This is a genomic window from Aquicoccus sp. (assembly GCF_041686535.1).
Classification (GTDB): Bacteria; Pseudomonadota; Alphaproteobacteria; order Rhodobacterales; family Rhodobacteraceae; genus Aquicoccus.
The window spans coordinates 21439-47247 of record NZ_JAWLDS010000016.1 but is presented as its reverse complement, the minus strand read 5'-3'; the positions used below and the strand labels follow the sequence as shown (position 1 = coordinate 47247).

General features: G+C 62.6%; 27 protein-coding genes. 16 read left to right on the top strand and 11 right to left on the bottom strand.

What is annotated here, in order from left to right; all coding sequences use genetic code 11:
- Nucleotides 1–3 precede the first annotated feature (3 nt).
- The 3 genes from ACESL9_RS06045 to ACESL9_RS06035 form a co-directional block, all read right to left on the bottom strand.
- Nucleotides 4–1581, bottom strand: a complete 1578-nt coding sequence (locus tag ACESL9_RS06045; protein ID WP_372611983.1) for a gamma-glutamyltransferase family protein — start codon at nucleotides 1579–1581, stop codon at nucleotides 4–6.
- A 239-nt stretch (nucleotides 1582–1820) separates the two neighbouring features.
- Nucleotides 1821–2285, bottom strand: coding sequence for an ATP-binding protein (locus tag ACESL9_RS06040; RefSeq protein ID WP_372611981.1), 465 nt, complete (start codon nucleotides 2283–2285; stop codon nucleotides 1821–1823).
- Between the two features lie 42 nt (nucleotides 2286–2327).
- The gene (locus ACESL9_RS06035; RefSeq protein WP_372611979.1) at nucleotides 2328–2669 is read right to left on the bottom strand and encodes an STAS domain-containing protein; all 342 of its coding nucleotides are present in this window, start codon (nucleotides 2667–2669) and stop codon (nucleotides 2328–2330) included.
- Between the two features lie 98 nt (nucleotides 2670–2767).
- Between ACESL9_RS06035 and ACESL9_RS06030 the strand changes: the two genes are divergently transcribed.
- Nucleotides 2768–3940 carry a thiolase family protein gene (locus tag ACESL9_RS06030; RefSeq protein WP_372611977.1) on the top strand — a complete coding sequence of 391 codons (1173 nt, stop codon included), beginning with the start codon at nucleotides 2768–2770 and terminating at the stop codon, nucleotides 3938–3940.
- A 69-nt stretch (nucleotides 3941–4009) separates the two neighbouring features.
- The gene (locus tag ACESL9_RS06025; protein WP_372611975.1) at nucleotides 4010–4612 is read left to right on the top strand and encodes a LysE family translocator; all 603 of its coding nucleotides are present in this window, start codon (nucleotides 4010–4012) and stop codon (nucleotides 4610–4612) included.
- Between the two features lie 26 nt (nucleotides 4613–4638).
- On the opposite strand, the gene mtaB is transcribed toward ACESL9_RS06025, so the two are convergent.
- The gene (gene mtaB / locus ACESL9_RS06020) at nucleotides 4639–5910 is read right to left on the bottom strand and encodes a tRNA (N(6)-L-threonylcarbamoyladenosine(37)-C(2))-methylthiotransferase MtaB (protein ID WP_372674601.1); all 1272 of its coding nucleotides are present in this window, start codon (nucleotides 5908–5910) and stop codon (nucleotides 4639–4641) included.
- Nucleotide 5911: 1 nt separating this feature from the next.
- On the bottom strand, nucleotides 5912–6694 hold the full coding sequence (gene dapF / locus ACESL9_RS06015; protein WP_372611971.1) for a diaminopimelate epimerase: 783 nt from the start codon (nucleotides 6692–6694) through the stop codon (nucleotides 5912–5914).
- A 268-nt stretch (nucleotides 6695–6962) separates the two neighbouring features.
- Between dapF and ACESL9_RS06010 the strand changes: the two genes are divergently transcribed.
- Both ACESL9_RS06010 and ACESL9_RS06005 read left to right on the top strand, forming a co-directional pair.
- The gene (locus ACESL9_RS06010; RefSeq protein WP_372612019.1) at nucleotides 6963–7610 is read left to right on the top strand and encodes a GntR family transcriptional regulator; all 648 of its coding nucleotides are present in this window, start codon (nucleotides 6963–6965) and stop codon (nucleotides 7608–7610) included.
- 4 nt (nucleotides 7611–7614) lie between these two features.
- Complete coding sequence (locus ACESL9_RS06005; RefSeq protein WP_372611969.1) at nucleotides 7615–8808, top strand: cation:proton antiporter; 1194 nt, start codon at nucleotides 7615–7617, stop codon at nucleotides 8806–8808.
- Here ACESL9_RS06005 and ACESL9_RS06000 read toward each other — a convergent pair.
- Nucleotides 8788–9750, bottom strand: a complete 963-nt coding sequence (locus tag ACESL9_RS06000) for an acetyl-CoA carboxylase carboxyltransferase subunit alpha (RefSeq protein ID WP_372611967.1) — start codon at nucleotides 9748–9750, stop codon at nucleotides 8788–8790. The genes ACESL9_RS06005 and ACESL9_RS06000 overlap by 21 nt on opposite strands.
- A gap of 82 nt (nucleotides 9751–9832) precedes the next feature.
- Nucleotides 9833–10423, bottom strand: a complete 591-nt coding sequence (locus ACESL9_RS05995) for a LysE family translocator (RefSeq protein ID WP_372674600.1) — start codon at nucleotides 10421–10423, stop codon at nucleotides 9833–9835.
- A gap of 88 nt (nucleotides 10424–10511) precedes the next feature.
- Here ACESL9_RS05995 and ACESL9_RS05990 point away from each other — a divergent pair, with 88 nt between their 5' ends.
- Nucleotides 10512–10961 carry an Lrp/AsnC family transcriptional regulator gene (locus tag ACESL9_RS05990; protein WP_372611963.1) on the top strand — a complete coding sequence of 150 codons (450 nt, stop codon included), beginning with the start codon at nucleotides 10512–10514 and terminating at the stop codon, nucleotides 10959–10961.
- 115 nt (nucleotides 10962–11076) lie between these two features.
- Complete coding sequence (locus ACESL9_RS05985) at nucleotides 11077–11556, top strand: transglycosylase SLT domain-containing protein (protein ID WP_372611961.1); 480 nt, start codon at nucleotides 11077–11079, stop codon at nucleotides 11554–11556.
- Between the two features lie 149 nt (nucleotides 11557–11705).
- Here ACESL9_RS05985 and ACESL9_RS05980 read toward each other — a convergent pair whose 3' ends face one another.
- The gene (locus tag ACESL9_RS05980) at nucleotides 11706–12665 is read right to left on the bottom strand and encodes an L-malyl-CoA/beta-methylmalyl-CoA lyase (protein ID WP_372611959.1); all 960 of its coding nucleotides are present in this window, start codon (nucleotides 12663–12665) and stop codon (nucleotides 11706–11708) included.
- Nucleotides 12666–13001: 336 nt separating this feature from the next.
- Between ACESL9_RS05980 and dgcN the strand changes: the two genes are divergently transcribed.
- From dgcN to ACESL9_RS05965, 3 genes are all read left to right on the top strand, one after another.
- A complete protein-coding gene (dgcN, locus tag ACESL9_RS05975) occupies nucleotides 13002–14003 on the top strand; it encodes an N-acetyltransferase DgcN (protein ID WP_372612017.1) in 1002 nt (333 codons plus the stop codon).
- Between the two features lie 72 nt (nucleotides 14004–14075).
- The gene (gene dgcA, locus ACESL9_RS05970) at nucleotides 14076–15041 is read left to right on the top strand and encodes an N-acetyl-D-Glu racemase DgcA (RefSeq protein ID WP_372611957.1); all 966 of its coding nucleotides are present in this window, start codon (nucleotides 14076–14078) and stop codon (nucleotides 15039–15041) included.
- Nucleotides 15042–15052: 11 nt separating this feature from the next.
- The gene (locus tag ACESL9_RS05965) at nucleotides 15053–15916 is read left to right on the top strand and encodes a D-amino-acid transaminase (protein ID WP_372611955.1); all 864 of its coding nucleotides are present in this window, start codon (nucleotides 15053–15055) and stop codon (nucleotides 15914–15916) included.
- 47 nt (nucleotides 15917–15963) lie between these two features.
- Here ACESL9_RS05965 and ACESL9_RS05960 read toward each other — a convergent pair whose 3' ends face one another.
- Entirely contained in the window at nucleotides 15964–16281 is a 318-nt protein-coding gene (locus tag ACESL9_RS05960; protein ID WP_372611953.1) for a DUF1244 domain-containing protein, read from the bottom strand.
- Nucleotides 16282–16381: 100 nt separating this feature from the next.
- Entirely contained in the window at nucleotides 16382–17134 is a 753-nt protein-coding gene (locus ACESL9_RS05955; protein WP_372612015.1) for an N-formylglutamate amidohydrolase, read from the bottom strand.
- 131 nt (nucleotides 17135–17265) lie between these two features.
- On the opposite strand from ACESL9_RS05955, the gene pyk reads away from it, so the two are divergent.
- The 5 genes from pyk to ACESL9_RS05930 all read left to right on the top strand — a co-directional run bounded on the left by pyk (nucleotide 17266) and on the right by ACESL9_RS05930 (nucleotide 20699).
- Nucleotides 17266–18711, top strand: a complete 1446-nt coding sequence (gene pyk / locus ACESL9_RS05950) for a pyruvate kinase (protein ID WP_372611951.1) — start codon at nucleotides 17266–17268, stop codon at nucleotides 18709–18711.
- A gap of 39 nt (nucleotides 18712–18750) precedes the next feature.
- A complete protein-coding gene (locus tag ACESL9_RS05945; protein ID WP_372611949.1) occupies nucleotides 18751–18975 on the top strand; it encodes a hypothetical protein in 225 nt (74 codons plus the stop codon).
- A 124-nt stretch (nucleotides 18976–19099) separates the two neighbouring features.
- Nucleotides 19100–19300 (top strand): 50S ribosomal protein L35, encoded by a 201-nt coding sequence (gene rpmI / locus ACESL9_RS05940; RefSeq protein ID WP_372611947.1) that lies wholly within the window; start codon nucleotides 19100–19102, stop codon nucleotides 19298–19300.
- Between the two features lie 14 nt (nucleotides 19301–19314).
- Nucleotides 19315–19677, top strand: a complete 363-nt coding sequence (gene rplT, locus ACESL9_RS05935) for a 50S ribosomal protein L20 (RefSeq protein ID WP_372611945.1) — start codon at nucleotides 19315–19317, stop codon at nucleotides 19675–19677.
- A 74-nt stretch (nucleotides 19678–19751) separates the two neighbouring features.
- On the top strand, nucleotides 19752–20699 hold the full coding sequence (locus ACESL9_RS05930) for a 3-hydroxyacyl-CoA dehydrogenase NAD-binding domain-containing protein (protein ID WP_372611943.1): 948 nt from the start codon (nucleotides 19752–19754) through the stop codon (nucleotides 20697–20699).
- Here ACESL9_RS05930 and ACESL9_RS05925 read toward each other — a convergent pair.
- Nucleotides 20690–21868, bottom strand: coding sequence for a YbfB/YjiJ family MFS transporter (locus ACESL9_RS05925; RefSeq protein ID WP_372674599.1), 1179 nt, complete (start codon nucleotides 21866–21868; stop codon nucleotides 20690–20692). The genes ACESL9_RS05930 and ACESL9_RS05925 overlap by 10 nt on opposite strands.
- A gap of 158 nt (nucleotides 21869–22026) precedes the next feature.
- Here ACESL9_RS05925 and pheS point away from each other — a divergent pair, with 158 nt between their 5' ends.
- Entirely contained in the window at nucleotides 22027–23100 is a 1074-nt protein-coding gene (pheS, locus tag ACESL9_RS05920) for a phenylalanine--tRNA ligase subunit alpha (RefSeq protein WP_372611939.1), read from the top strand.
- 100 nt (nucleotides 23101–23200) lie between these two features.
- Nucleotides 23201–25597 (top strand): phenylalanine--tRNA ligase subunit beta, encoded by a 2397-nt coding sequence (pheT, locus tag ACESL9_RS05915; RefSeq protein WP_372611937.1) that lies wholly within the window; start codon nucleotides 23201–23203, stop codon nucleotides 25595–25597.
- Nucleotides 25598–25809: the final 212 nt, after the last annotated feature.

Below are 25809 nucleotides of genomic sequence, written 5' to 3'. Positions count from 1 at the left end.
CTCTCAATACCCCAGTGCAATGCCGTCCTTGCGCGGGTCGGACGCGCCTTCCAGTATCCCGTCGTCGCGGATCAGGATCGCCTGCGCCCCACCCAGCGGTCCCTCGGGCACAACGACCTCATGCCCCAATTCGGCCAGCTCGGCGCGCACCGAGTCCGAATAGCCCTTCTCGACGTTGAGCACGCCCTGGTCGGCAAAACTGCGCGGCGCATCCAGCGCGTCCTGCAATTCCATGCCGTGATCAACCATGCTGGTGACGACGCGGGCATGTCCGTTGGGCTGATAGGCGCCACCCATCACGCCGAAGGGCATGATCACCTTTCCGTTCCGGCGCAGCATGCCCGGGATGATCGTATGCATCGGTCGCTTGCCGCCTGCCAGCTCGTTGGGATGCCCTTCTTCCAGCGTGAAGCCCGCGCCCCTGTTCTGCATCAGGATGCCGAATTTCTCGCTTGCGATCCCCGAGCCGAAGCCATGGAAAATCGAATAGATGAACGAGACCGCCATCCGGTCCTTGTCGACCACGGTGATATAGACCGTATCCCTGTGAACCACCTCGCTCACCGGCGCCGCGGCCTGCATTGCCTTCTTGGGGTCGATCAGCGCGGCCAGCTTCTTCGCCGTTTCCATGCTCAGCATATGGTCCAGCCGCGCCGTCCCGTCCGGGTCGGCAATGAACCGGTTGCGCGCATCATAGGCGAGCTTCGCCGCCTCCGCCTCGACATGCGCGCGCGCCGCGCCGAACGGCGCCATGCCGGCCAGATCGAACTGCGCCAGGATATTGAGCATCAATATCGCCGTGGCCCCCTGCCCGTTCGGCGGATGCTCGACAAGATCGGTCCCCTTGTAATCACCGCTCACAGCCTCAGTGTAGAAGCTCTCGGCACCCGCGAAATCCTCCAGCGTGTGCACCCCTCCCAGGTCGCGCAGCGCGGCAACCATGTCCTCGGCCACCTCGCCGGTGTAGAAGGCATCGCGCCCGCCCTTCGCGATCCGGCGCAGAACCTCGGCCTGCGCGGGCGAGGCAAAGATCTGCCCGGCCTTGGGAACCTCCCCGTTGATCAGGAAATGTGTCTTCCCATGCCCCTGCAACACCTTGGCCGCGGTCGGCATGTCAAAGGCCACGCGCGGAGCAATCGGAACGCCTCTCTCGGCATAGTGAATCGCCGGGGCGAGTATCGCATCGAGCCCGATCTTGCCCCAATCCGCGCTCAAGCGGCAAAACGCATCTATCGCCGTCGGAATCGTCACCGCCTCGGGTGCATAAAGTGGCACGGTCGCATGGCCCTTGTCGCGCAACGCCGCCGCGCTGGCCGCCGCGGGCGCCCGGCCCGATCCGTTGATGGCGTGAACCTCTTCCCGTCCCGCGGGCTTGAACAGAACGAAACAATCGCCGCCGATTCCCGTCATCTGCGGCTCGCAAATTCCCAGCAGAACCGCGCCCGCAATTGCGGCGTCCATCGCATTTCCACCCCGTTCAAGGATATCCACTGCCACCTTTGCAGCCAGCGGATGCGATGTGGCGCAAACTCCGTTCTCGGCAAGAACCGCCGACCGCCCCGGGAAATGAAAATCGCGCATATCTTGTCTCCTCGTCCTGCGTTCGGACAACAGTAAGGCCCGATTGCAGGAATGCCAATCGGGCCGTTGCGTTCATGCTGATCCAGCAGGAAGGAAAGAGAAACCTCGACGCCGGACACTGGGTGGGGGCTGTTAACGCCCGGCGCCGAGGGAAGCTATATGCAGCTACCCTTTCCTTATCGCTCCGGAATCTGGCGGCAATGAGAGACGAGTGAGGCGAATTCGAGATTTGATTCAGACTAATCTTGGACAGGATCACGCCTGTCGGGATCGGGGCCATGCCCGTAAGGCACTGCAAAACTCAAACGGTTCCGCCCGGCCGCGCGACAATAGTCCAGATTTTCGGCAAGACTGTGCACCAGGAACCAGCCGAAACCCCCTTCGGGAAGATCTTCCCGCACCCCGTCGAGTTCGACAGGCCGCCCCGAGGGCAGGCGCAGCCCCGGCATCGGCGCGCCACGATCACAGACCGTGACCCAGAGCGCGTTCTGTCCGCTCTCGCAACACAGCTCGATCTCGCCCTGCCGATCCGTACCATACGCATGTTCGACGATGTTGTTGAGAACCTCGCCCAGAACGATTTCGACCGTGCTACGCACGGAATCATCATGTCCCTCGACGAACAGTGCCGTCGTCAGCTCGTTCAGAGCGGCCCGAACGGCAAGCTCGGTGCTGGCAAAAGCAAGGCGAAACGGCTCGGGCATCCGGATATCCTTGGGGCTCATACCTGTCCCGCCCGGCAGGTCTCATCCAGCGGCATAGATCGCCTGCGCCCGCGCGACATCGTCGTGAATGGTAAACACGCTGTCCATCCGGGTCAGGCGAAAGACCTTTTCGACATTGGGCCGCAGCGCCGCGAGATCGAGGCGCCGCGTCGCGCCCAACTGCTTCATTGCCGCCACGATTGCGCCGAGGCCACTTGAATCCATGAAATCGACCTCGCCCAGATCAAGAACGACATGCGGCGCCCCGTTCGCCGTCAATTCCCGCATGCGATCCTTGAAGCGGATGGCCACCGCGGCGTCGATCCGTTCCTCTTTGACTGTCACGATCTGAAGATCGCCGCTTCCGCTGCTCTCAATGTTCATGGCTTCTCCGATGCGTAGAACTACGAAATGTCGAGAACAGGCTAGACCGCAATCCTTACCATTCGGTATGCATGTCACGAAGATATCGGAGGCAGATCATGAAAGAGGTCGTTATAACAGGTGCATCCCGCACACCCATGGGCGGATTCCAGGGCGTATTCGACGACGTTCCCGCCGCAGATCTTGGCGGTGCCGCGATTCGCACGGCGTTGACCGACGCAGGCGTGAACTCCGTCGACGAAGTGCTGATGGGCTGCGTCCTGCCCGCCGGACAGGGGCAGGCGCCGGCACGTCAGGCCGGGTTTCATGCCGGTCTTGGCGAAGAGGTGCCCGCCACCACCCTCAACAAGATGTGCGGCTCGGGGATGCGGGCCGCGATGATGGGCTTTGACCAGATCGCGCTCGGTCACAACGCCACGATGATCACCGGGGGCATGGAGTCGATGTCGAACGCCCCCTACCTGCTCCCCAAGATGCGCAGCGGTGCGCGTATCGGCCACCAGGAAGTCAAGGACCACATGTTCCTCGACGGCCTCGAAGACGCCTATGACAAGGGCCGCCTGATGGGCACCTTCGCCGAAGACTGCGCCGAGGCGTTCCAGTTCACGCGCGACTCGCAGGATCAATACGCCATCGGCTCGCTTGACAATGCGCTCGAAGCCGAACGCTCGGGCGCCTTCGACGACGAGATCACGCCCGTAACCATCCATGCCCGCACAGGCGAGGAAATCATCACCCGCGACGAGCAGCCCGGCAAGGCCCGGCCCGAGAAGATCCCGATGCTAAAACCCGCGTTCCGCAAGGATGGCACCGTAACGGCGGCCAATTCCTCGTCCATATCGGACGGCGCCGCGGCGCTCTTGCTGGCCGACCGTGGCCATGCCGAAGCGCAGGGCATGAACATCCGCGCCCGTATCCTTGGCCATGCCAGCCACGCACAGGCCCCTTCACAATTTCCCACCGCACCGATCCCCGCGGCAAGAAAACTTCTCGAACGTATCGGCTGGGACAAGAACGATGTCGACCTGTGGGAGGTGAACGAAGCCTTCGCGGTCGTCCCGATGGCGTTCATGCGTGAACTCGGTCTGCCGCGCGATATCGTCAACGTCAATGGCGGTGCCTGCGCGCTGGGCCACCCGATCGGGGCCTCCGGGGCCCGCATCATGGTCACACTTCTCAACGCACTGGAAAAGCGCAGCCTCAAACGCGGCGTCGCGGCGATCTGCATCGGTGGCGGCGAAGGCACCGCCATTGCCATCGAGCGGATCTGACCCGGACAACCGCATTTCGGGCAGCGGCGCATTCAAGGGGGACACGTTCTGCTGGATACGTTGCTCGCGATGGACCCGGCCACGATTGCCGCTTTTGCAGGCGCGGGCGTCCTGCTCAATCTCACGCCGGGGTCAGACGTGATGTTCGCCTCCGCATCGGGCCTCTCCGGGGGCCCACGCGCGGGCATCGCCGCGGCCGCAGGCATCTCGCTCGGGGGGCTTGCCCATACCGTGCTGGCCGCTTTCGGTCTTGCCGCGCTCATCGCCGCAAGCCCCGTCGCCTATGACGCGATCCGCTGGCTCGGGGCGGCCTACCTTCTGTTCCTTGCCGTCAAGACATGGTGCGCAACGCCGGACAATGGGCATGGAACCGGTGAAAACAGTCTCTACACCGCCTTCAGACGCGGTTTCCTGACCAACATGCTCAACCCGAAGGTCGCGATTTTCATCCTCGCCCTACTGCCACAATTCACCACGCCCGCCGCAGGCCCGATCTGGCATCAGATCCTGATCCTCGGCGCCATCTTCGCTGCAACAGGGTTCGTCATCACCTCCAGCTACGGCGCCACGGCGGGGTTTCTCCGCACGATCCTCAGCCGGGCCTCGGGAACGCTGAACCGGATCACCGCGCTTGTCTTCGGGGCGCTTGCCGTGCGTCTTGTGTGGGAGTGAATGAAAATCCCGGCACCTGCCCGCCCTCAGGCCATCAACCTGTTCCCCGATTGACCCCGGATCACGGCGGTCACGATCTCGCCTTCTGGCTGAGGATCATGGAACGCCACTTCCGCGAACTGCTCGGTCCGCCCCATATGCGGATTTTCCATCAGGATGCGATGGGTTCGGCCCTGTTGTTCGTCGAGGTGCCGGGCCACCGCCGCCTCGCCCATGGCACGCAGCCGCGCGGCGCGTTCGCGGATCACCGCCCCATGAACCTGCGGCATCCGCGCCGCCGGGGTACCGGGGCGGGGGCTGTAGGGAAAGACGTGCAACCAGGTCAGGTAACACTCCTCGACCAGCTTCAGCGAATTCGCAAAATGCGTCTCACTCTCGGTCGGAAAGCCTGCGATGATATCGGCGCCGAAAGTCATATCCGGGCGCAGGCGCCGGGCCTCTTCGGCAAATCGGATCGCATCATCGCGCAAATGCCGGCGTTTCATCCGCTTGAGGATCAGGTCATCCCCGTGTTGCAGCGAAAGATGCAGATGCGGCATCAGGCGCGGCTCGGTCGCGATTGCGTTCATCAGGTTGTCATCCACCTCGATCGAATCGATCGAACTGATCCGCAGACGCGCAAGATCCGGCACCAGATTGAGGATACGCATCACCAGGTCACCCAGCCGCGGCGCGGCAGGCAGGTCGGCCCCCCATGACGTCAGATCTACCCCGGTCAGGACCACCTCGTTATAGCCCCGGTCCACCAGCCGCTTGATCTGGTCCACCACCAAGCCCGCCGGGACGGAGCGCGAATTTCCACGGCCATAGGGAATGATGCAGAAGGTGCAGCGGTGGTCGCATCCGTTCTGGACCTGGACATAGGCGCGCGAGCGGGTGCCGAACCCGTCGATCAGGTGACCGGCGGTTTCTGTGACGCTCATGATGTCATCGACGACCACCTGTTCGGTTTCGCCGGTGAAATCGGGGGCGAGCCGGGTCCATGTCTCGGGCTGCATCTTCTCGCTGTTGCCGATCACGGCATCGACCTCGTCCATCGCGGCAAAGCTCGCGGGATCGATCTGTGCGGCACAGCCTGTGACGATCACCCGCGCATCGGGGTTCTCGCGGCGCAGGCGGCGAATCTCCTGCCGTGCCTTGCGCACGGCCTCGGCGGTCACGGCGCAGGTGTTGACCACCACCGCATCGCCCAGCCCCGCCTGCGCGGCCAGCTCCTTCATCGCCTCGGTTTCATAGGCGTTGAGCCGACAGCCGAGCGTGGTGAATTTCGGCAAGGGGAACTTGGGCGATACCGACATCTCAGCCTCTCCAGACCCCGTCAAAGACATGCGCCGTCGGGCCGGTCATCCAGATGCCGTCATCGGCCAGCCGGATATCCAGACATCCACCATCAAGCTCCACGCGCACCTCTCGCTCCACCAGCCCAAGCCGATAGGCCGCATGTGCCGTGGCACAGGATGACGACCCCGAGGCAAGCGTGACACCGGCCCCGCGCTCCCACACCCGCATCCGGACCCGGTTCCTGCCCTCGACATGGGCGAATTGAACATTCGTGCGCTCGGGGAACAGCGGGTGGTGTTCCATCACGGGGCCACGCGACTCCAGATCGACGGCCTCGCAATCCTCGACGAAAAAGGTGCAATGCGGGTTGCCCATCGACGTGGCCACGGGCGCACCCTCGATCGGAAGCTGCAACGTGTCCACCTCGCGCGCCAAGGGGATCTCGTCCCAACGAATGTCGGCATGCCCCATGTTGACCGAGGTCTGCCCGTCATCCGCACTGCGCACATGCAACAAGGCATGATCGGTCGCAATCGTCATGGCGTCCTGCCCGGTTTCATCCATCACGTAACGCGCCACACAGCGCGTGGCATTGCCGCAGGCCGCGGCGCGTGACCCATCGGCATTGAAGAATGTCAGATGCAGATCGGCCGTGGTGCTTTCGCGCATGATCGCCAGCTGGTCGAAGCCGATGCCACGGTGCCTGTCCCCCATCCGCACGGCGATATCCGCATCGACCATCGGCGCGCACCCGCGCTCATCCACGACGACGAAATCGTTGCCGAGGCCGTGCATCTTCATGAAAGGTATATCCTGCGACCGTATCTCCATACCCGGCATATACGCCCGCATGGGCCTTGAATCCAGCACCGCACGCAAAATCATGCGTCCCGAACACCCGATCGCGAATCCCGGTGCGCCGGTTGAGCGGAGGGGTCATTCTCCCTGCGATGCACGGTCGGTCGAACGGCCTCGGCATGGCACCCGAGGCGGCGTTCGCGCAAGACGCGCGACAAACGGATATGCAAGAATGATTGACGCTCTGGAAAAATGTGATCACAAGCAAGCCATGCTGACCCAGAGCCGTCCAGACCCGTCACCTTCGGCCCATGACCGCGTCTATCGCGGGCTGCGCACGCGCATCATGCATGGCGACATGGCACCGGGTCAGGCGCTGACCTTGCGCGGCATCGGTCGCGAATTCGGCGTGTCGATGACCCCGGCGCGCGAATCGCTCAGGCGGCTGGTGGCCGAGGGGGCGCTGACCATGTCGGCCTCGGGGCGGGTCTCGACACCCGAACTCAGCAACGAGCGAATCGAGGAACTGGCCGCGCTGCGCGCCCTGATCGAGGTCGAACTGGCCAGCCGCGCCCTGCCGCGCGCGCATATGGCGCTGATCGAGCGGTTGCAGACCATCAATGCCGGACTGGCCGAGGCCATCGCGCGGCAAGACCCGGTGGGCTACATCCGCGCCAACCTGGAGTTTCACCGCACGCTCTACCTGCGTGCGCAGGCGCCCGCGATGCTGGCCATGGCCGAGACCGTCTGGCTCCAGCTCGGACCAACCATGCGGATGCTTTACGGGCGGCTCAGGCGCAAGGAGGTGCCACAGTTTCACCGTATGATGATCTCGGCGCTCAAGGCCGGGGACGAGCCGGGGCTGCGGCTGGCGGTGCGCTCGGACGTCACGCAAGGTTTGAAGATGCTTCAGGGGTAAAGCGATGGATCTGGGGCCGGTTCTGGTCACGCTGGGGGCGCTTTTCCTGATCGGACTGGCCGCGGATTCGCTCGGCCGGCACACGCGGCTGCCCCGGGTGACGCTGCTCTTGCTGTGCGGGATTGCCGTGGGCGGATCGGGATTCGATCTCATCCCGGCCGAAATGCAGGTTTTCTACGATTTCCTGTCGGTCATGGCGCTGACCATGGTGGCCTTCCTGCTCGGCAATTCGCTCAGGCGCGAAACCCTGGCCCGGCACGGGGCCAAGATCCTCGTGGTGTCGCTCGTCATCGTCGTGCTCACCTTTACCGGGGTGAGCGTGGGACTGTGGCTTGCCGGTCTGCCGACTCCGGTCGCGCTGGTGCTGGGAGCGATCGCAACTGCCACCGCCCCGGAAGCGACCCATGACGCAATCCGCCAGTCCGGCGCGGATGGGCCCTTCGTCGACGTGATCCTCGGGATCGTCGCGATCAACGATGCCTGGGGGCTGCTGGCGTTTTCCCTCGCGATGGCGGGGGCGGCCGCGCTCAACGGTGCGGGCGATGCGGCCCATCTTTGGCATGCCGCATGGGAGGTGGGTGGCGCAATCGCGCTGGGCACGCTCGTCGGCCTGCCCGCCGCCTATCTCACCGGACGGCTCAAACCGGGTGAAGCCCTTGAAAGCGAAGCCTTCGGAATCGTCTGCCTGACGGCCGGTCTGGCGATCTGGCTGGGTATTTCCTTCCTGGTCGCGGGTATGGTGGCCGGGGCCCTCATTTCCAACCTCGCGCGCCACCATGACCGCGCCTTTGACGAGATCGAGCATCTGGAATGGCCCTTCATGATGCTGTTCTTCCTCCTCGCGGGGGCCAAGCTCGATCTGTCCCTGTTTGTCGGGATCGGCGGAATCGGCCTGCTTTTCATCGCCCTGCGCGGGTTCACCCGCGTTCTGGGCGGCTGGATCGGCGGGCGGCTCGCCGGGGTATCGCCGCGCGAATGCCGCTGGATGGGGGCCGCGCTCCTGCCGCAGGCGGGCGTCGCGGTGGGCATGGCGCTGATCGCCACGCAAAGTTTTCCCGACTATGGCGAACTGATCCTGACGCTGACCATCGGCGCCACGGTCGCGTTCGAACTGATCGGCCCGGTGATGACCACGCTGGCGGTGCGCCGCATCAACGCAGGGAACACAGCGGATGCGTCAGGCCGCAAGCCCCTTTGATCCCAGGTCGAGGTAGCGCCGCCGGCGCTCCTTGACCAGCTTCTTGCCCGTCCGCCCGTCAAGCTCGGACAGCATCGAGGCGATCGTCTTTCCAACGGCCGTGATCGTGGCATCGCGGTCGCGATGCGCACCGCCGAGGGGCTCGCGGATCACCCGGTCGGTGACACCCAGCTTTTCGAGATCCTGCGCGGTCAGGCGCAGCGCCTCGGCCGCCTCGCGCATCTTCTCGGAATCTTTCCACAGGATCGAAGCGCAGCCCTCGGGCGAGATCACAGAATAGATCGAATGTTCGAGCATCGCCACACGGTCGGCGGTGGCAAAGGCCACGGCGCCGCCCGATCCGCCCTCGCCGATGATGACACTGACCAGCGGCACACCGATCTGAAGGCATTTCTCGGTCGAGCGGGCAATCGCCTCGGACTGGCCGCGCTCCTCCGCGCCCTTGCCGGGATAGGCACCCGCCGTATCCACCAGCGTGATCACCGGAAGGCCGAACCGGTCCGCCAGATCCATCAGGCGTACCGCCTTGCGATAGCCTTCGGGCCGCGCCATGCCGAAATTGTGCTGGATGCGGGACCTGGTGTCATGGCCCTTCTCATGGCCGATCACCATCACCGGCTGATCGCCGAACCGGGCCAGCCCACCCAGAACCGCATGGTCATCGGCAAAATTCCGGTCGCCGGCCAGCGGCGTGTATTCCGTGAACAGTGCCTTGATGTAGTCCCGACAATGCGGCCGGTCCGGATGGCGTGCGACCTGCGCTTTCCGCCACGGGGTCAGCTTGGTGTAGAGATCCTCGAGAAGCTCGCGTGCCTTCTTGTCGAGCGCCGAGGCCTCTGCCTCGACATCCATTTCCTCGTTGGCCCGCGCCATGGCGCGCAGCTCTTCGGCCTTGCCTTCGATCTCGGCCAGGGGTTTTTCGAAATCGAGGTAATTGGTCATCCGGACACTCCCACGCGTGACTGCCGCGCTATATGGCCCCGTCTGCGCCGCGATGCAACTCTTGTGCGCGCGGCCGGGCGCATCACGCAGCGGTAAGAAGCACCGGGTAAAGCGTCGCCACCAACAACAACGCCATCGCCCGGTTGAACGCTCTCAGGCGCGCCGGGTTGGTCAGGATGCGGCGCATCTGCTGGCCCAGTATCGTCCATGTGCTGACCGATGGCAGGTTGACCGCACCAAAGATCAGCGCGACGAGCGCGATCGCGGCCATCGACCGGTCCGGCGCATAGAGCGTCACCGCGGTGAGCGCCATGGTCCAGGCTTTGGGATTCACCCATTGGAACAACGCCGCCTGCAGAAAGCTCAGCGGATGCGCGCCGGGTTCCGCGCCGTCCTCGGGCGGGGCGGCGTTGGCGATCCGCCACGCCAGCCACAAGAGATAGCCGACACTGCCGATCCTGAGCAGCGTGTAGCTGAGCGGAAAGGCGTCGAACACCTGGATCAACCCGGCCCCCACAAGGAAAACCATCACGACGAACCCGATCCCGATTCCCAGCATGTGCGGGATCGACCGGCGAAAGCCGAAATTCGCGCCCGACGCCATGAGCATGAGATTGTTCGGCCCCGGCGTGATCGACGAGACAAGCGCAAAAAGGACGAAGGCGGACAGCATGGTTTGACTCATGAACACAATATTATTGACTCTTGAGAGCTCATAGGATGCAAACTGCGTATTATATGAAATATTTTTGCAATCTCTGATGCGAACTGACCCGATAAGCGACCATATATTGCACATCCTGTCGCAAGATGGCCGGATCAGCAATCTTGACCTGGCCGAACGCGTGGGCCTTTCGCCGTCGGCATGCCTGCGCCGGGTGGTCGCGCTGGAAAAGGCGGGCGTGATCCGTGGGTATCGCGCCATCCTCGATCCCGGCCAGATGGGTGTGGGCATCGTGGCATACATCACCGTTGGCCTCAGCCAGCACACCAAACCCGCGCAAGAGGCGTTTGAACGGGCCATGGAACGGGCCCCCGAAGTTCGTGAATGTCACAACGTGACCGGCGCCGTGGAATACCTGCTCAGGGTCGAGGCGGCGGACCTTGCGGCCTACAAGGCATTCCATACCGAGGTACTTGGCACGTTGCCGCAGGTTCAGTCACTGACCACCTATGTGGTAATCGGCTCGCCCAAGGACGAGCGGGCCTGAGCCGACAGATCGGATTGCGCGACCAGCGGCGACAAACCGCCCAGAACGGGGTCGGCTGGTTTCCGATGCGCCTTTACTGCGCTATGAAGCACACGCTTTCACCCATGAGGCCGACATGCCCGTCACCCGCCGATTGTTCCTCGTCGCCCCGTTGGCACTTGTCGCATGCGGTCGGCGCGAGACGGTGTCCACCAGGCGTGGCCCTGCCGGCTACAACCCGCCTCTTCACCCCAACGAGACGCCCCAACTACGCGCCCTGATCAACAAATGGGCCGATCACTACGAGGTGCCCCGCAAACTGGTGCATCGCCAGATCATCCGCGAAAGCACCCACCGCCCCGGGGCGCGTAACGGGCCATACTACGGCCTGATGCAGATCCTGCCCCAGACAGCCCGCACCATGGGTTTCCGGGGCAAGCCGTCGGACCTTCTCGATGCCGACACGAACCTGAAATACGCGGTCAAATACCTGCGTGGCGCCTACCTCGTGGCCGAGGGCGATCAGGACGCAGCGGTGATGTGGTATGCCCGCGGCTACTATTACGAGGCCAAACGCAAGGGGCTTCTGGTCGAAACCGGGCTGCGCCCGGCGTGATCCTGCTCTTCACCTTGCCGAGAAATTCTCGATCGACGCACGCTGCATTAACTTAATGCGCGTTAACCCTTGATGCGAACCACCCGGCAGCCGGATGTCAGCCGGGTGGCAGCCGGGAGTCACCCCCCGATTTTTCGCCGAAAACCCTGTTAACCCTTGGCGATCAGCTCGGCCTGTTTCACGACCACCTCGGCCTGCTTGATGCTGGCGATATCGACCAGGCGGCCCTTGTAGACGGTTGCGCCCGCGCCGGTGCGCTTGGCTTCTTCCATCGCGGCAAGGATCTCACGAGCCTCGGCCACGGCCTCTTCCGAGGGCGTAAAGACCTGATTTGCAAGCGCAATCTGCTTGGGATGGATGGCCCATTTCCCGACCATGCCCAGCGTCGCCGACCGCCGTGCCTGCGCGATATAGCCCTCGTCATCGCTGAAATCTCCGAACGGCCCATCGACCGGCAAGACGCCATGCGTGCGGCAGGCCGCAACGATCGCCGCCTGCGCCCAGTGCCACGGATCGGGCCAGTGTTTCTGTCCCTCGCGCAGCATGTAATAATTCTCCTGCGTCCCCCCGATCCCCGTCGTCTGCATCCCCATCGAGGCCGCAAAATCGGCCGCTCCCAATGACATAGCCTGCAATCGGGGGCTGGACGCGGCGATGGCTTCGACATGGGCGATGCCCGCGGCACTCTCGATGATCACCTCGAAGCTGACCGGCTTTTCGCGGCCCATTGCACGCTCGATCCCGGTCACGAGCGCGTCGACCGCATAGACATCCTCGGCGCAGCCCACCTTTGGAACCATGATCTGGTCAAGCCGTGGCCCGGCTTGTTCCATCAGGTCCACAACGTCGCGGTACCAATAAGGCGTGTCGAGCCCGTTGATCCGAACCGAAAGCGTCTTCTTGCCCCAATCGACGCCGTTGATCGCCCTGATCACATTGGCCCGGGCGGCGTTCTTGTCCGAGGGGGCAACGGAATCTTCAAGATCGAGGTTTATGACATCGGCTTCTGACGCTGCCATCTTCTCGAAGAGCTTGTCATTCGAGCCGGGGCCAAAGAGTTGACAGCGGTTGGGACGGGCCGGTGCGGCTGGTTGAATGCGAAAGCTCATGGGGTGCGCCTTTCGGTCTGTAAGGATGTTGCGTCATGGTCGTGAAAAGCGATATAAAATTGCGAGCAGCGCTGCAAGGATCATTTTGCACTTGCAGAATCTCAAGACATCCAGCCCCGATGTCATTCGAACCGGATCCGTTGACCGTCCATGATGCCGAAGGGTTTCAAACCTGCTTGTTTTTGCATCACTTCGAATAATTCACCGAATTGTTCACAAATTGCGCAATAATCTTCGAATATCGGGGCGGTGAAGGTTCATGTTGCAAATGTATTTCATTGATTCTGCCCAACTGTTTTGCGATTGGATACTGGCATGAACTGGAGGGCCATGGGCATGATCAAGACACCATATCTGTTGTTTCTGGGCGACGCGCCTGACCAACTCGCCGCCAAAGTGGCCCAGGGCATCAAGGATTGGCGCCCCGAAAATGCGGTTGGCCAATACCGGATGGAAGGATGCAAGGCCGATATGGGCCTGCCCGACATGGACCTTGCTGACGCGAAAGCCGCCGGTGCGAAAACGCTGGTGATCGGCGTCGCCAACCGCGGTGGCGTGATCAGCCAGGCATGGAAAAAGGTGCTGATCATGGCGCTGGAGGAAGGGTTCGACCTCGCTTCGGGCCTGCACAACCTGCTGCGCGACGAGCCCGATCTGGTCGCCGTGGCCAAGGCCTGTGGTCGTGCCCTGCATGACGTGCGGGTGCCCGAAGTAAAGTATCCCATCGCCAGTGGCGTGAAACGCAGCGGCAAACGGTGCCTTGCCGTTGGCACGGATTGCTCGGTCGGCAAGATGTATACCGCGATGGCCATGGATGCCGACATGAAGCATCGCGGGATGAAATCCACCTTTCGCGCCACCGGGCAGACCGGCATCCTGATTACCGGTGACGGCGTGCCTCTCGATGCAGTGATTGCGGATTTCATGGCCGGGTCGATCGAATGGCTGACACCCGACAATGATGCGGATCACTGGGATCTGATCGAGGGACAGGGTTCGCTCTTTCATGTGAGCTACTCCGGCGTCACGTTGGCGCTCATCCATGGTGGGCAGCCTGACGCACTGATCCTGTGCCACGAGCCGACCCGCGACCACATGCGTGGCCTGCCCGATTACCAATTGCCCACGCTCGAAGCGTTGCGCGACACGGCGCTGCCGCTGGCGCAGGTGGCCAACCCGGGATGCAAGGTGGTGGGAATTTCCGTCAACACCCAGCACCTGAGCAATGACGAAGCCACCGCCTATCTCGCCGAAGTCGAGGCGCGCATGGGACTTCCGGCAGTTGATCCCTTCCGACATGGTGCCGGGCGGCTGGTGGATGCCTTGGCCGAGATCTGAACCATCGGTATTTGCACCCGCCAGGAGCCACCCCCGGCGGGAGTATCCTAAGCAAGATGAAAGGGTTTTCCCGTGCAGATCACCGTAACCCCTGAGAGCTTCAAGCTCGCGCAGGCTTTCACCATCTCGCGCGGATCGCGGATCGAGGCCAATGTGCTGACCGTGCGGATATCGGACGGCTTCATCTCGGGCCGGGGGGAATGTGTGCCATATGCGCGCTACGGCGAAACGCTGGAAAGCGTGACCGCGCAGATCGAAGCCCTGTCGGGTCCGGTGACGCGCGACGCTCTGGCCGATCTCCTGCCCGCAGGTGCAGCGCGAAATGCAGTGGATTGCGCCTTGTGGGATCTGGAGGCCAAGAAGGCGGGCAAACGGGTCTGGGAACTGGCCGGGCTTCCCACACCGGGGCCCGAAATCACGGCCTATACCCTGTCGCTTGATACACCCGACAAGATGCGTGAACAGGCAGAAAAGAACGCGTTCCGCCCACTATTGAAGATCAAGCTCGGCACCTCCGACGACATGCCCCGGCTTGAGGCCGTGCGGGCGGGTGCGCAGAAATCGACTATCATCGTCGATGCCAACGAAGGCTGGTCAGCCGCGGTTTATGCCGATCTCGCCCCGCATCTGGTACGGCTTGGCGTGGCGCTGGTCGAACAACCCTTGCCCGCGGGCGAGGACGAGGCGCTGGCCGGCATGGAACGCCCGGTGCCGGTCTGCGCCGATGAAAGCGCCCATGACCGGGCATCGCTACCCATGCTTAAGGGCAAGTATGACGTGGTGAACATCAAGCTCGACAAGACCGGCGGGCTGACCGAGGCGCTGGCGCTCAAACAGGCGGCGCTGGCCGAGGGCTACAAGGTGATGGTCGGCTGCATGGTCGGGTCGAGTCTGGCCATGGCGCCCGCGACGCTGGTTGCACAGGGCGCGATGGTGACCGACCTTGACGGGCCGTTGCTTCTTGCGGAAGACCGCGACCACGCATTGACATTCGATGACGCCGGGGTGCACCCGCCCATGGCCGAGCTTTGGGGCTGAGGAGACGTGAAATGAGCCGCACCGTATATGTAAACGGAGACTACCTGCCGGAAGATGAGGCGAAAGTATCGATCTTCGACCGGTCGTTCCTGATGGCAGATGGCGTCTATGAGGTAACGAGTGTTCTGGAAGGCAAGCTCATCGACTTTGACGGCCACCTTGCACGGCTCGAACGGTCGCTGGCCGAGTTGGACATGCAAAAGCCCGAAGCTTTTGACGATCTTCTGGACATTCACCGTGAACTGGTGCGCCGCAACGATCTCGTCGACGGGATGATCTATCTCCAGGTTTCGCGCGGTTCGGCCGGGGATCGCGATTTCGTGTTTCCCGATCCCGAGGAGGTCAAGCCGACACTGGTTCTCTTTACCCAGTCGAAGCCGGGGCTGGCCGACAGTCCGGCGGCAAAAACCGGCATCAAGATTATTTCGATCGAAGATATCCGCTGGGGCCGCCGCGATATCAAGACGGTGCAGCTTCTTTATCCATCCATGGGCAAGATGATGGCCAAGAAGGCAGGATGTGACGATGCGTGGATGGTCAAGGACGGGTTCGTGACCGAAGGCACCAGCAACAATGCCTATATCGTGAAGAACGGCAAGATCATCACGCGCCATCTTTCCAATGACATCCTGCATGGCATCACCCGCGCAGCCGTGTTGCGTTTCGCCCGAGAGGCACAGATGGAGGTCGAGGAGCGGTCTTTTACCCTCGATGAAGCAAAAGAAGCCGACGAAGGGTTTGTCACCTCGGCCTCGGCGTTTGTGCTGCCGGTAGTCGAGATCGACGGCACAACACTGGGAGATGGCAAACCGGGCCCAGTGGCGCGGCGCCTGCGCGAGATCTATTTGGACGAGAGCCTCAAATCTGCGATCTGAGGGTCGAATAACGGTCTGAAGCAAGGCGGGCGCATAGGAAGATGGCGTCAGCCCTTGTCTTTGAGGACGTTTTCCTTGAATGCCGTCTCGAATTCGGCCTGTTTCTCGGGGCTTGCCTTGGACTGGTTCTGTGCCTTCCAGGTGTCGTATGACATCCCGTAATATACTTCGCGGGCCTCGTCTTTCGACATTTCGATTCCGCGTTCTGCGGCGGCCTCCTGATACCAGCGGCTGAGGCAGTTCCGGCAGAACCCGGCAAGGTTCATCAAGTCGATGTTCTGCACGTCGGGTCGATCCTGCATCAGGTGCTGACGCAGGCGGCGGAACGCGGCGGCCTCGATCTCGGTGCGGGTCTGGTCGTCCATGTATGTCTCCTTCCTCCACATTCGTCGAAGGTGCGCTGTGGCCTATCGGATGAATTCGATCATATCAGGCGCATTGGGGGCAAGCGCCAAGTGACGACGCTCAGGTCAGCACCGGTTGATCCGCATCTGACAGCGCCGCTTGAAGGATGGGCGCAATCCGGTTGGCCCAGAGGTGTTGATGGGCCTCGTCATCAATAAGGTCGTTGCGGAACTCGACCAGCACATTGAGCCGCCCATGCGCAATGGCATGCATGTCGATCGCATCACCGGGCAGGTGGCCGCCATAAGGTTGGTTCTCACCGATGCACAGGTCGGGTTCGTTGCGCAAGCGCCGCATGAGCGGACGGGCCAGACGATCATCGGTGGCGTGCAGGATACCGATATGCCATGGGCGGGGCGGACGCCCGGCCAGTTGCGGTGTATAGGAATGGATCGACAGGATCACGGTATCGTCGCGCCGCGAGGCCAGCCGGTCAATCCCGTCGTGATAGGGCCGATAACAGGCATCGAGGCGCTGTTCACGCTCGGCGGCATCGGTGTTGCGATTGCCCGGAATGACCGTGCCGTCATAAAGTTGCATCAGCAGCGTGGGGTCATCCTCGCCTCGGTTTGGGTCGATCACGAGGCGCGAGAAATTGGATAGGATCGCCGGCGCATCCAATTGTTTGGCCAGAGCCCGGGCCACACCAGCAGCCCCTACGTCATAAGCGATGTGGCGTTCCATGTCGCCTTGCGCCAGGCCCAGCGATCCACCGTTGACGAAGGGCGGCACGCAGTTCGAGGCGTGATCGCAGGTCACAAGCCATCGGGAGGGGCGGTCCGCGCCAATGATTTCGAACGGTAGATATGTCATCGCCATGTCTTTTACTTGTCGCATGATTTAAGGCAGATACGGCAGGATGGCGAAGAGTGCAATTTGATCTGGTGACGGCAGTCGGGGATAACCGCTATGGTCATGAGCGAAGGGTTCAAGGGCAGGCAGGCATGAGACGTTTGAGAAACGTGAAGATCGTGGCGACACTCGGTCCGGTATCGAACGACTATGACATGATCCGAGCGCTTCATGAGGCTGGAGCGGATGTATTCCGTCTCAACATGAGTCACGGCACACATGACGAAATCCGCGAGAGATACCGCATCATTCGCGAGATCGAGCGCGATCTGGACAGCACGATCGGCATCCTTGCCGATCTTCAGGGGCCCAAGCTGCGGGTCGGAACTTTCCTGCGTGGGTCAGAAGAGCTGAAGGAGGGGGCCGCGTTTCGCCTTGATCTGGATGAGAGCGAGGGAGATTCGGCCCGCGTCTGCCTGCCCCATCCCGAGATTTTTGCCGCCCTGGAACCAGGGTCCGATCTTTTGATCAACGACGGCAAGATACGGTTGCGGGTTGAGGATTGCAGTCCTGATTTCGCCGCCTGCAGTGTGATCACGGGTGGCACGATTTCAAACCGCAAGGGGGTGAACGTGCCAGACGTAGTGCTGCCACTGGCCGCCCTGTCCGACAAGGATCATGACGATCTGGAGTTTGTCTGCGATCTGGGGGTCGACTGGCTGGCGCTGAGTTTCGTGCAGCGTCCAGAGGACGTAATCGAGGCACGCAAGTTGGTCGATGGGCGCGCAGCAGTATTGTCGAAGATCGAAAAGCCCTCGGCGGTGAAATGTTTCGATGAGATCCTCGCGGTGTCCGACGGGATCATGGTCGCGCGCGGCGATCTCGGGGTTGAATTGCCGGTGCAGAACGTTCCACCAATTCAAAAGCGCCTTGTGCGCCGCTGCCGGGCAGTGGCCAAACCGGTGATCGTCGCAACGCAGATGCTCGAATCGATGATAGAGAGCCCGATGCCGACCCGGGCCGAGGTGTCGGACGTGGCCACCGCTATTTACGAGGGCGCGGATGCGATCATGCTGTCGGCAGAATCGGCGGCCGGGCACTATCCGGTAGAGGCGGTTACGACGATGAATAACGTCGCCGTCGAGGTCGAGAGCGACCCCACCTATCGCGAAGTCATCGAAGCATCGCGTCGAGCCGAACGTCACACCATCGCCGATGGTATCGTCGCTGCCGCACGCGAGATTGCCGAAACCACGGATATCAAGGTGATCTGCTGCTACACGGAGTCGGGCACGACCGCGCTATTGACCGCGCGGGAACGTCCGCGTGTCCCGATCATTGCAATGACGAGCCTGCGCGGCACAGCGCGGCGGCTGGCGCTGACATGGGGCACGAACTGCATCATGACGGGCGAACTTCATCGCTTCAAACAGGCGGTGGTAAATGCCGCGCGGGCAGCGCGGATAAATGGCTATGCCGGAACCGAGGACCAGATCGTTGTGACCGCGGGGGTGCCCTTCAATGTTCCCGGAACGACGAATATCCTTCGCGTTGCCCCATGCGACGAAAGTTTGATTTTTGCCTCCGATCCGGAATAGGCTCATCCGACCGGGCAGATCATCATAAGGATTCTCGGCATGGATTACGATCTGGCATTGACCATCGGTCTGATTATCGGGGTGTTTTCCGTTCCGGCCATGGTGTCCGCACTGTCCGACCGCAGAGCCCCCAGGATTGCCGCCATCGTCATGGTCGTGGCGGGCGGGCTTGTTGCCTATGCGGTGACGCAGAAACCCGGAGGCTACCGGGTAGACGAGATTCCCGATGTCATTGTCAAGGTCATCGCACGTCTTCTAGATTGAATCCGGACAATACCCCCCTTGCCAAACGGGGTGTGCCAACGTATACGGCGCCTCTCCAACCTGCGTGGCCGGCCCGAGTGGCATGCCGAGTCGCGTGAATACCGGACCGAAAAGGGAGACGGAAATGCCCAAGATGAAGACCAAGTCGAGCTGCAAGAAGCGGTTCAAGGTCACTGCCACCGGCAGAGTTCTGACAGCCCAGGCTGGCAAACGCCACGGCATGATCAAGCGCACCAACAAATTCATCCGCAACGCCCGCGGCACAACTACGCTCAGCGCCCCCGACGAAAAGATCGTCAAGGGCATGATGCCGTACGATCGTTAAGGAGGGTTTGAGAGATGTCGAGAGTCAAGGGCGGAACCACCACCCACGCCCGTCACAAGAAGGTCGTCAAGGCGGCCAAGGGTTACTATGGTCGCCGCAAGAACACCTTCAAGGTGGCGCGTCAGGCCGTCGACAAGGCCAACCAGTATGCGACCCGCGACCGCAAGAACCGCAAGCGCAATTTCCGCGCCCTCTGGATTCAGCGGATCAATGCCGCGGTGCGCCTGCATGACGAAAGCCTCACCTATTCGCGCTTCATCAACGGCCTGACCAAGTCGGGTATCGAGGTCGACCGCAAGGTTCTGGCCGATCTTGCCGTGCATGAGCCCGACGCATTTGGTGCCATCGTCAATCAGGCGAAGGCTGCACTGGCGTAAGGCTGGTCGCAAGAGTTCAGGAAAACCCCGGTTCGGTTTCCGAGCGCGGGGTTTTTTCATGTCAGGAGGACGCAATGCAAATCGAGGCGATCACGATTGTCGGTGGTGGGCTGATCGGGGCAAGCTGGGCTGCGCTGTTCCTGGCCCATGGCGTTCAGGTGACGGTGCAGGACGTGGCCGAGGGTTTCGAGGCGCGGCTGACGGATGAGGTCGGGCGGGCCTGGCCCGATCTCGTGGCGCTGGGCGCGGCGCGTGTCGATCTGCCGCTTGACCGGTTGTGCTTTGCCTCCGATACGGCCCGGGCCTGCAAAGACGCGGATTTCATTCAGGAATGCGGACCGGACCGGCTTGAGGTCAAACGCGAGATCATATCGCGCATCGAGGCTGGCGCGCGGGCGGATACGGTGATCGCCTCATCCACTTCATCGCTTCTGGCCAGCGATATTCAGCAAGGCGCGCACAACCCCGAACGGATCTTGGTGGCGCATCCCTTCAACCCGCCGCATCTGGTGCCGCTGGTCGAACTGGTGCCGGGGCGGCAGACCGAGGCGGAGGCAATGGGTGCGGCGCGGGCGTTCTATGAAAGCATCGGGCGCGAAGTGGTTGAATTGAAGCGCGACGTGGTGGGGCACGTGGCGAACCGGCTGTCCTCTGCACTCTTCCGCGAGGCGGTTCATATCGTCGCTGAAGGCATTGCCAGCGCCGAGGATGTGGACCGCGCACTGATGAACGGGCCGGGGCTGCGCTGGGCCTTGATGGGCCCCTATTTGACCTACCACCTTGGCGGCGGCGCAGGCGGCTTCCGGCACTACATGGAGCATCTGGGTCCGACCCAGGCCGCGCGCTGGGCCGATTTGGGTGAGCCGGAACTCGACCCCGAAACGATCAACACGCTGATCGAGGGTGTGAACGATCTTGTTGCCGGGTTGGGCGATGTCGATCCGGTGGCGCGGCGTGATGCGGGGTTGATCGGGCTGCTGGAACTCAAGCGGCGGATTGACAGTGGCGACGGTCAGTCGTGACCCAACGGGCGTTGCGTGAGCGCCAGCAGCGCGCCCGACATGAGAATGCCCGCGGCAACCAATAGGCTGAACCCGATATCACCCGCAAGATCGCCGATCACCCCCGCCGCATAGGGGCCGATGGTCTGTGCGATGGCAAAGACCACTGTGAAGAAACCGATCGCCGCTCCCCAGCTTTCGGGCGGCAGGTTCTGGCGCGCGAAACTCGTCACCGCACCTGGGGGCATGAAAACGCACAGCCCGAAAATGATGGCCGAGATCACAGGCGCCGCGGGCCCGGGCATGATCACCGGCAGGGCCGAGCCAAGTGCGATGCCGGCTAGGATCATGGCCAGCGGGCGCCCCGAGGCGTAGCGCGCGAGAACCGGCCGCCAGAGGATGGGTGAAACGAAGATGCAGCCGCCCAAGATGACCCAGATCGTTGCGATGAACAGGGGCGTCGCCTCCTGCTCGGTCAGCCAGGCCGACAGGAAGGTGAGATAGACGATATAGCCCATGCCGAAGGCGGCATAGCCGACCAGCTCCCCCAGCATGCGCCGGAAAGGCAAGGGGATCGCTATGATCTCGCTCTTGCGCGGTGCATGAAGGCGCGTGGCCGACCAGAGGCCCAGCGGCAGGAAAAGAAGGCTTGTCCCGCCAATCAGCACCCAACCCCATGGCCACGCACCATAGCCCTGCTGGCCCAGAAGGATCGGCAGGGCCGCCCCGGACAGAACGATACCGAGCCCGCCGCCTGACCCGAAGAGGATCGCGATCGCCAGCGCGTTACGCCTTGGGTCACGCTGAAAAAGCTGTGCAGCAAGTGTACCCGCGGTCGAGAAGGACATCGCGCCAAAGACACCGGCCAGCACGCGCCACAGTGTCTGCCACCAGAGTGCTGTGACAAGCCCGGTCACCAGAAGTGCCAACGTGGTCGTGACAAGACCGAAGGCAAAGAGATGCGTGGGCCGCACCTGCCGGATCAGGATCATGGTCAGGATCGCCCCCACCACGTAACCCAGCGCATTTGCAGTGTTGAGCCAGCCTGCCTGTGCATAGCTCCAGTCAAGCTCGGATTTCATCGCAGGCAAAAGAAGGCCATAGGCAAAGCGCGCAAACCCGTTCGTTACAGTGACACCAAGGGCGAGCCCCGCGAGAACCAGCCAAGGCTTCGCGGGATTATCCGTCATCGCGGGAGCTGTCCTATGCACTTGGCCCGTCCTCTTCAATACATCGTCGTTGTCTCATGGTCTCTGATGCGCATCAATCGCTTTGCACACAAGGGGCGCGCGCTTGCATTCGGGTGGCGCACTCGCTAGCAGGGGCCAACCGGAATTCGGAGGGTCGGATGGACGATCTGAGAGACAAGTATATCAAGCTGATCGCCGAAGCGGACGACGAGTCCACGCTTGAGGATCTGCGGGTGCAGGCGGTGGGCAAGAAGGGAGAAATCAGCCTGAAAATGCGCGAGTTGGGCAAGATGACCCCGGACGAGCGGCAGGTGATGGGGCCAAAGCTCAACGCACTGAAAAACGAGATCAACTCGGCGCTTGCCGCCAAGCGCGAGGCGCTGGCAGATGCTGCACTGGATGAGCGTCTGCGCGGTGAGTGGCTTGACGTGACCCTACCCGGGCGAACCCGCCGGGCGGGCACGATCCACCCGATCAGCCAAGTGACCGAAGAGGTCACGGCGATCTTTGCCGACATGGGGTTCGCCGTGGCCGAGGGGCCGCAGGTGGAAAGCGATTGGCACAATTTCGACGCGCTCAACATTCCCGGCCACCACCCGGCACGGGCCGAGATGGACACGTTCTACATGCACCGCGCGGAGGGCGACGAGCGCCCGCCGCATGTGCTGCGCACCCATACCAGCCCGGTTCAGATCCGCTCGATGGAATTGCAGGGCGCGCCGATCCGGGTGATCTGTCCGGGGCGCGTCTATCGCGCCGACTATGACCAGACCCACACGCCGATGTTCCACCAGGTCGAGGGGTTGGCGCTGGACACCGATATTTCCATGGCCAACCTCAAGTGGACATTGGAAGAATTCGTGAAAGCCTTTTTCGAGGTCGATGACGTGGAACTGCGCTTTCGCGCCTCGCATTTCCCGTTCACCGAGCCGTCGGCCGAGGTCGATATCCGCTGTTCGTGGGAAGGTGGGCAACTCAAGGTCGGCGAAGGCGATGACTGGCTGGAAATCCTTGGCTCCGGCATGGTGCATCCCAACGTGCTCAGGGCCGGGGGTATCGACCCGGAGGTGCATCAGGGCTTTGCCTTCGGTATGGGGATCGACCGGATCGCGATGCTGAAATACGGCATCCCCGACCTGCGGGCGTTCTTTGATTCCGACCTGCGCTGGCTGCGCCATTACGGCTTTGCAAGCCTCGACGTGCCGACCCTGCACGGAGGGTTGAGCAGGTGATGTCAGACATGATGTTCGCCATCGCCCACACCCTCGGGCCGGGCGCAATGCTTGCGCATTACACGACCGTTGAACTTTCTCTCCTCGAGGAGACCCGGACATGAAATTCACTCTCTCCTGGCTCAAGGACCATCTCGACACCACCGCGTCGGTCGAAGAAATCGCCGAGGCGCTGACCGATCTCGGGCTTGAGGTCGAAGAGATCAGCAACCCGCTGGACAAGCTCGGGAATTTCACGCTGGGCAAGGTCATATCGGCCGAGCAGCACCCCGATGCGGACCGGCTGCGCCTGTGCCAGGTGGAGACCGACGAGGGCGTAAAGCAAATCGTGTGCGGTGCCCCCAATGCGCGCGAAGGGATCATTGCGGTGATCGCCAAGCCGGGCGATTACGTGCCCGGCATCGACACCACGCTGAGCGTGGGCAAGATCCGGGGCGTGGAAAGCCACGGGATGATGTGCTCCGAGCGCGAGATGGAGCTTTCCGAAGAGCATGACGGCATCATCGAACTGCCCAGCGGCGAGGTGGGCGAGCGCTTCATCGACTGGCTGGCGGCGAATGACCCGGCCAAGGTCGACCCGGTCATCGAGATCGCGATCACGCCGAACCGGCCCGACGCGCTGGGCGTGCGGGGGATCGCGCGCGACCTCGCGGCGCGGGGGCTGGGCACGCTGAAACCCGCGAAAGAGATTGAAATCGCGGGGGAATTCTCCAGCCCGATCAACGTGACCATCGACGAGGACACGCGCGATGGCTGTCACGTCTTCGCCGGGCGCCTGATCCGGGGGGTCGAGAACGGGCCGAGCCCGCAATGGTTGCAGGACCGGCTGCGCGCGATCGGGCTCAGGCCGATCTCGAAACTGGTGGATGTGACCAACTTTTTCACCTTCGATCAGAACCGCCCGCTGCATGTGTTCGACGCCGCCAAGGTGACGGGCGACCTGCGTATCCGGCGGGCGAAGGACGGTGAAAAGCTGGTGGCGCTGGATGAGAAAGAATACACGCTTTCCGACGGGCAAATCGTGATCGCCGACGATCAAGGCGTTGAATCCATTGCCGGAATCATGGGCGGACTGGAAACGGGCTGCACCATGGAAACCACCGATGTTTTCCTTGAAGCAGCGGTGTGGGATCATGTGCAGGTGGCCTATACGGGCCGGGCACTCAAGATCAACTCCGATGCGCGCTATCGTAACGAGCGCGGTATCGACCCGGCGTTCAACATGCCCGCGATCGAGCTGGCCACGCAGATGATCATCGAGCTGTGCGGCGGCACGCCGTCGGAGGTGGTCGTCGCGGGCGAGGTGCCGGATGTGAGCCGGGCTTACAGGCTCGACCCGGCGCGGGTGATCAGCCTTGTGGGCATGGACATTCCCGAGAGCGAGCAGCGCCAGACCCTGACCAAGCTGGGCTTCCGGCTCGAGGGCAACATGGCGCATGTGCCGAGTTGGCGGCCCGACGTGATGGGCGAGCCGGACCTCGTGGAGGAGGTCGCACGCATTGCTTCGTTAACGAAGCTTAAGGGAATCCCAATGCGCCGAACGCAGGTCGGTGTGCCGAAACCGGTATTGTCGCTGCATCAGCGGCGCGAACAGGCGGCGCGGCGGGTCTGTGCATCGCTAGGCTACAACGAATGCGTGACCTATTCCTTCATCGATCGGGCGTCTGCGGCGCTGTTCGGCGGGGGCACGGATGCAACCATGCTCGACAATCCGATCTCGTCGGAAATGAGCCATATGCGGCCCGACCTGCTGCCCGCCCTGTTGCAGGCCGCGGCCCGCAACCAGGCGCGGGGGTTTCATGATCTGGCCCTCTTCGAGGTCGGCCCGGCCTTCCACGGCGGCGAGCCTGAAGAGCAACGTTTGCAGGTGTCTGGCCTGTTGGTCGGACGGACCGGCCCCAAGGACGTGCATGGCGCGTCGCGGATGGTCGATCTCTACGACGCCAAGGCCGATGCCGAGGCGGTGCTGGCCGCGATCGGCGCGCCCGCAAAGGTGCAGATCCTGCGCGACGGCCCGGCATGGTGGCACCCCGGACGGCACGGGAAAATCTGTCTCGGCCCCAAGAAAGTGCTTGGAATATTTGGTGAAATTCATCCCAAAGTACTGAAAGAATTGGATGTCAGAGGCCCGGCCGTGGGCTTTACCATCTGGCCCGACGAGGTGCCCGCACCACGCAAACGGAATGCCACGCGCCCCGCATTGGAGGCCAGCGATCTGCAAGCGGTCGAGCGTGATTTTGCCTTTGTCGTCGGCACCGAAGTCGAGGCGCAGGCGCTGGTCAACGCGGCGATGGGGGCCGACAAGGCTCTGATCGAGAACGTGCGCGTCTTTGACGAGTTCATCGGTGGGAGCCTTGGCGAGGGCAAGAAGTCCCTGGCCATCACCGTGCGGATTCAACCGCAGGCCAAGACCCTGACCGAGAAGGAAATCGAGGCGGTCGGCGCGAAAATCATCGAAAAGGTTTCCAAGTCCACGGGCGGCGTCTTGCGCGGTTGAGACGCCACCACGCGCGGCATTCCGCCGATGGTTAACGCGGCCCGAATCGGGGGGGTGATCCGCGTATGACTCCCGGCTGACATCCGGCTGCCGGGATCTCGGAATCTCGGCAGGTTAACACGGCGTTTGCGATGGCGGCTTTCGTGCAGGTTAACCTTTGGCCATTGCGCCATCCGGAAGCCGAATGTGACAGGCACCGGCGTTCGCACCTG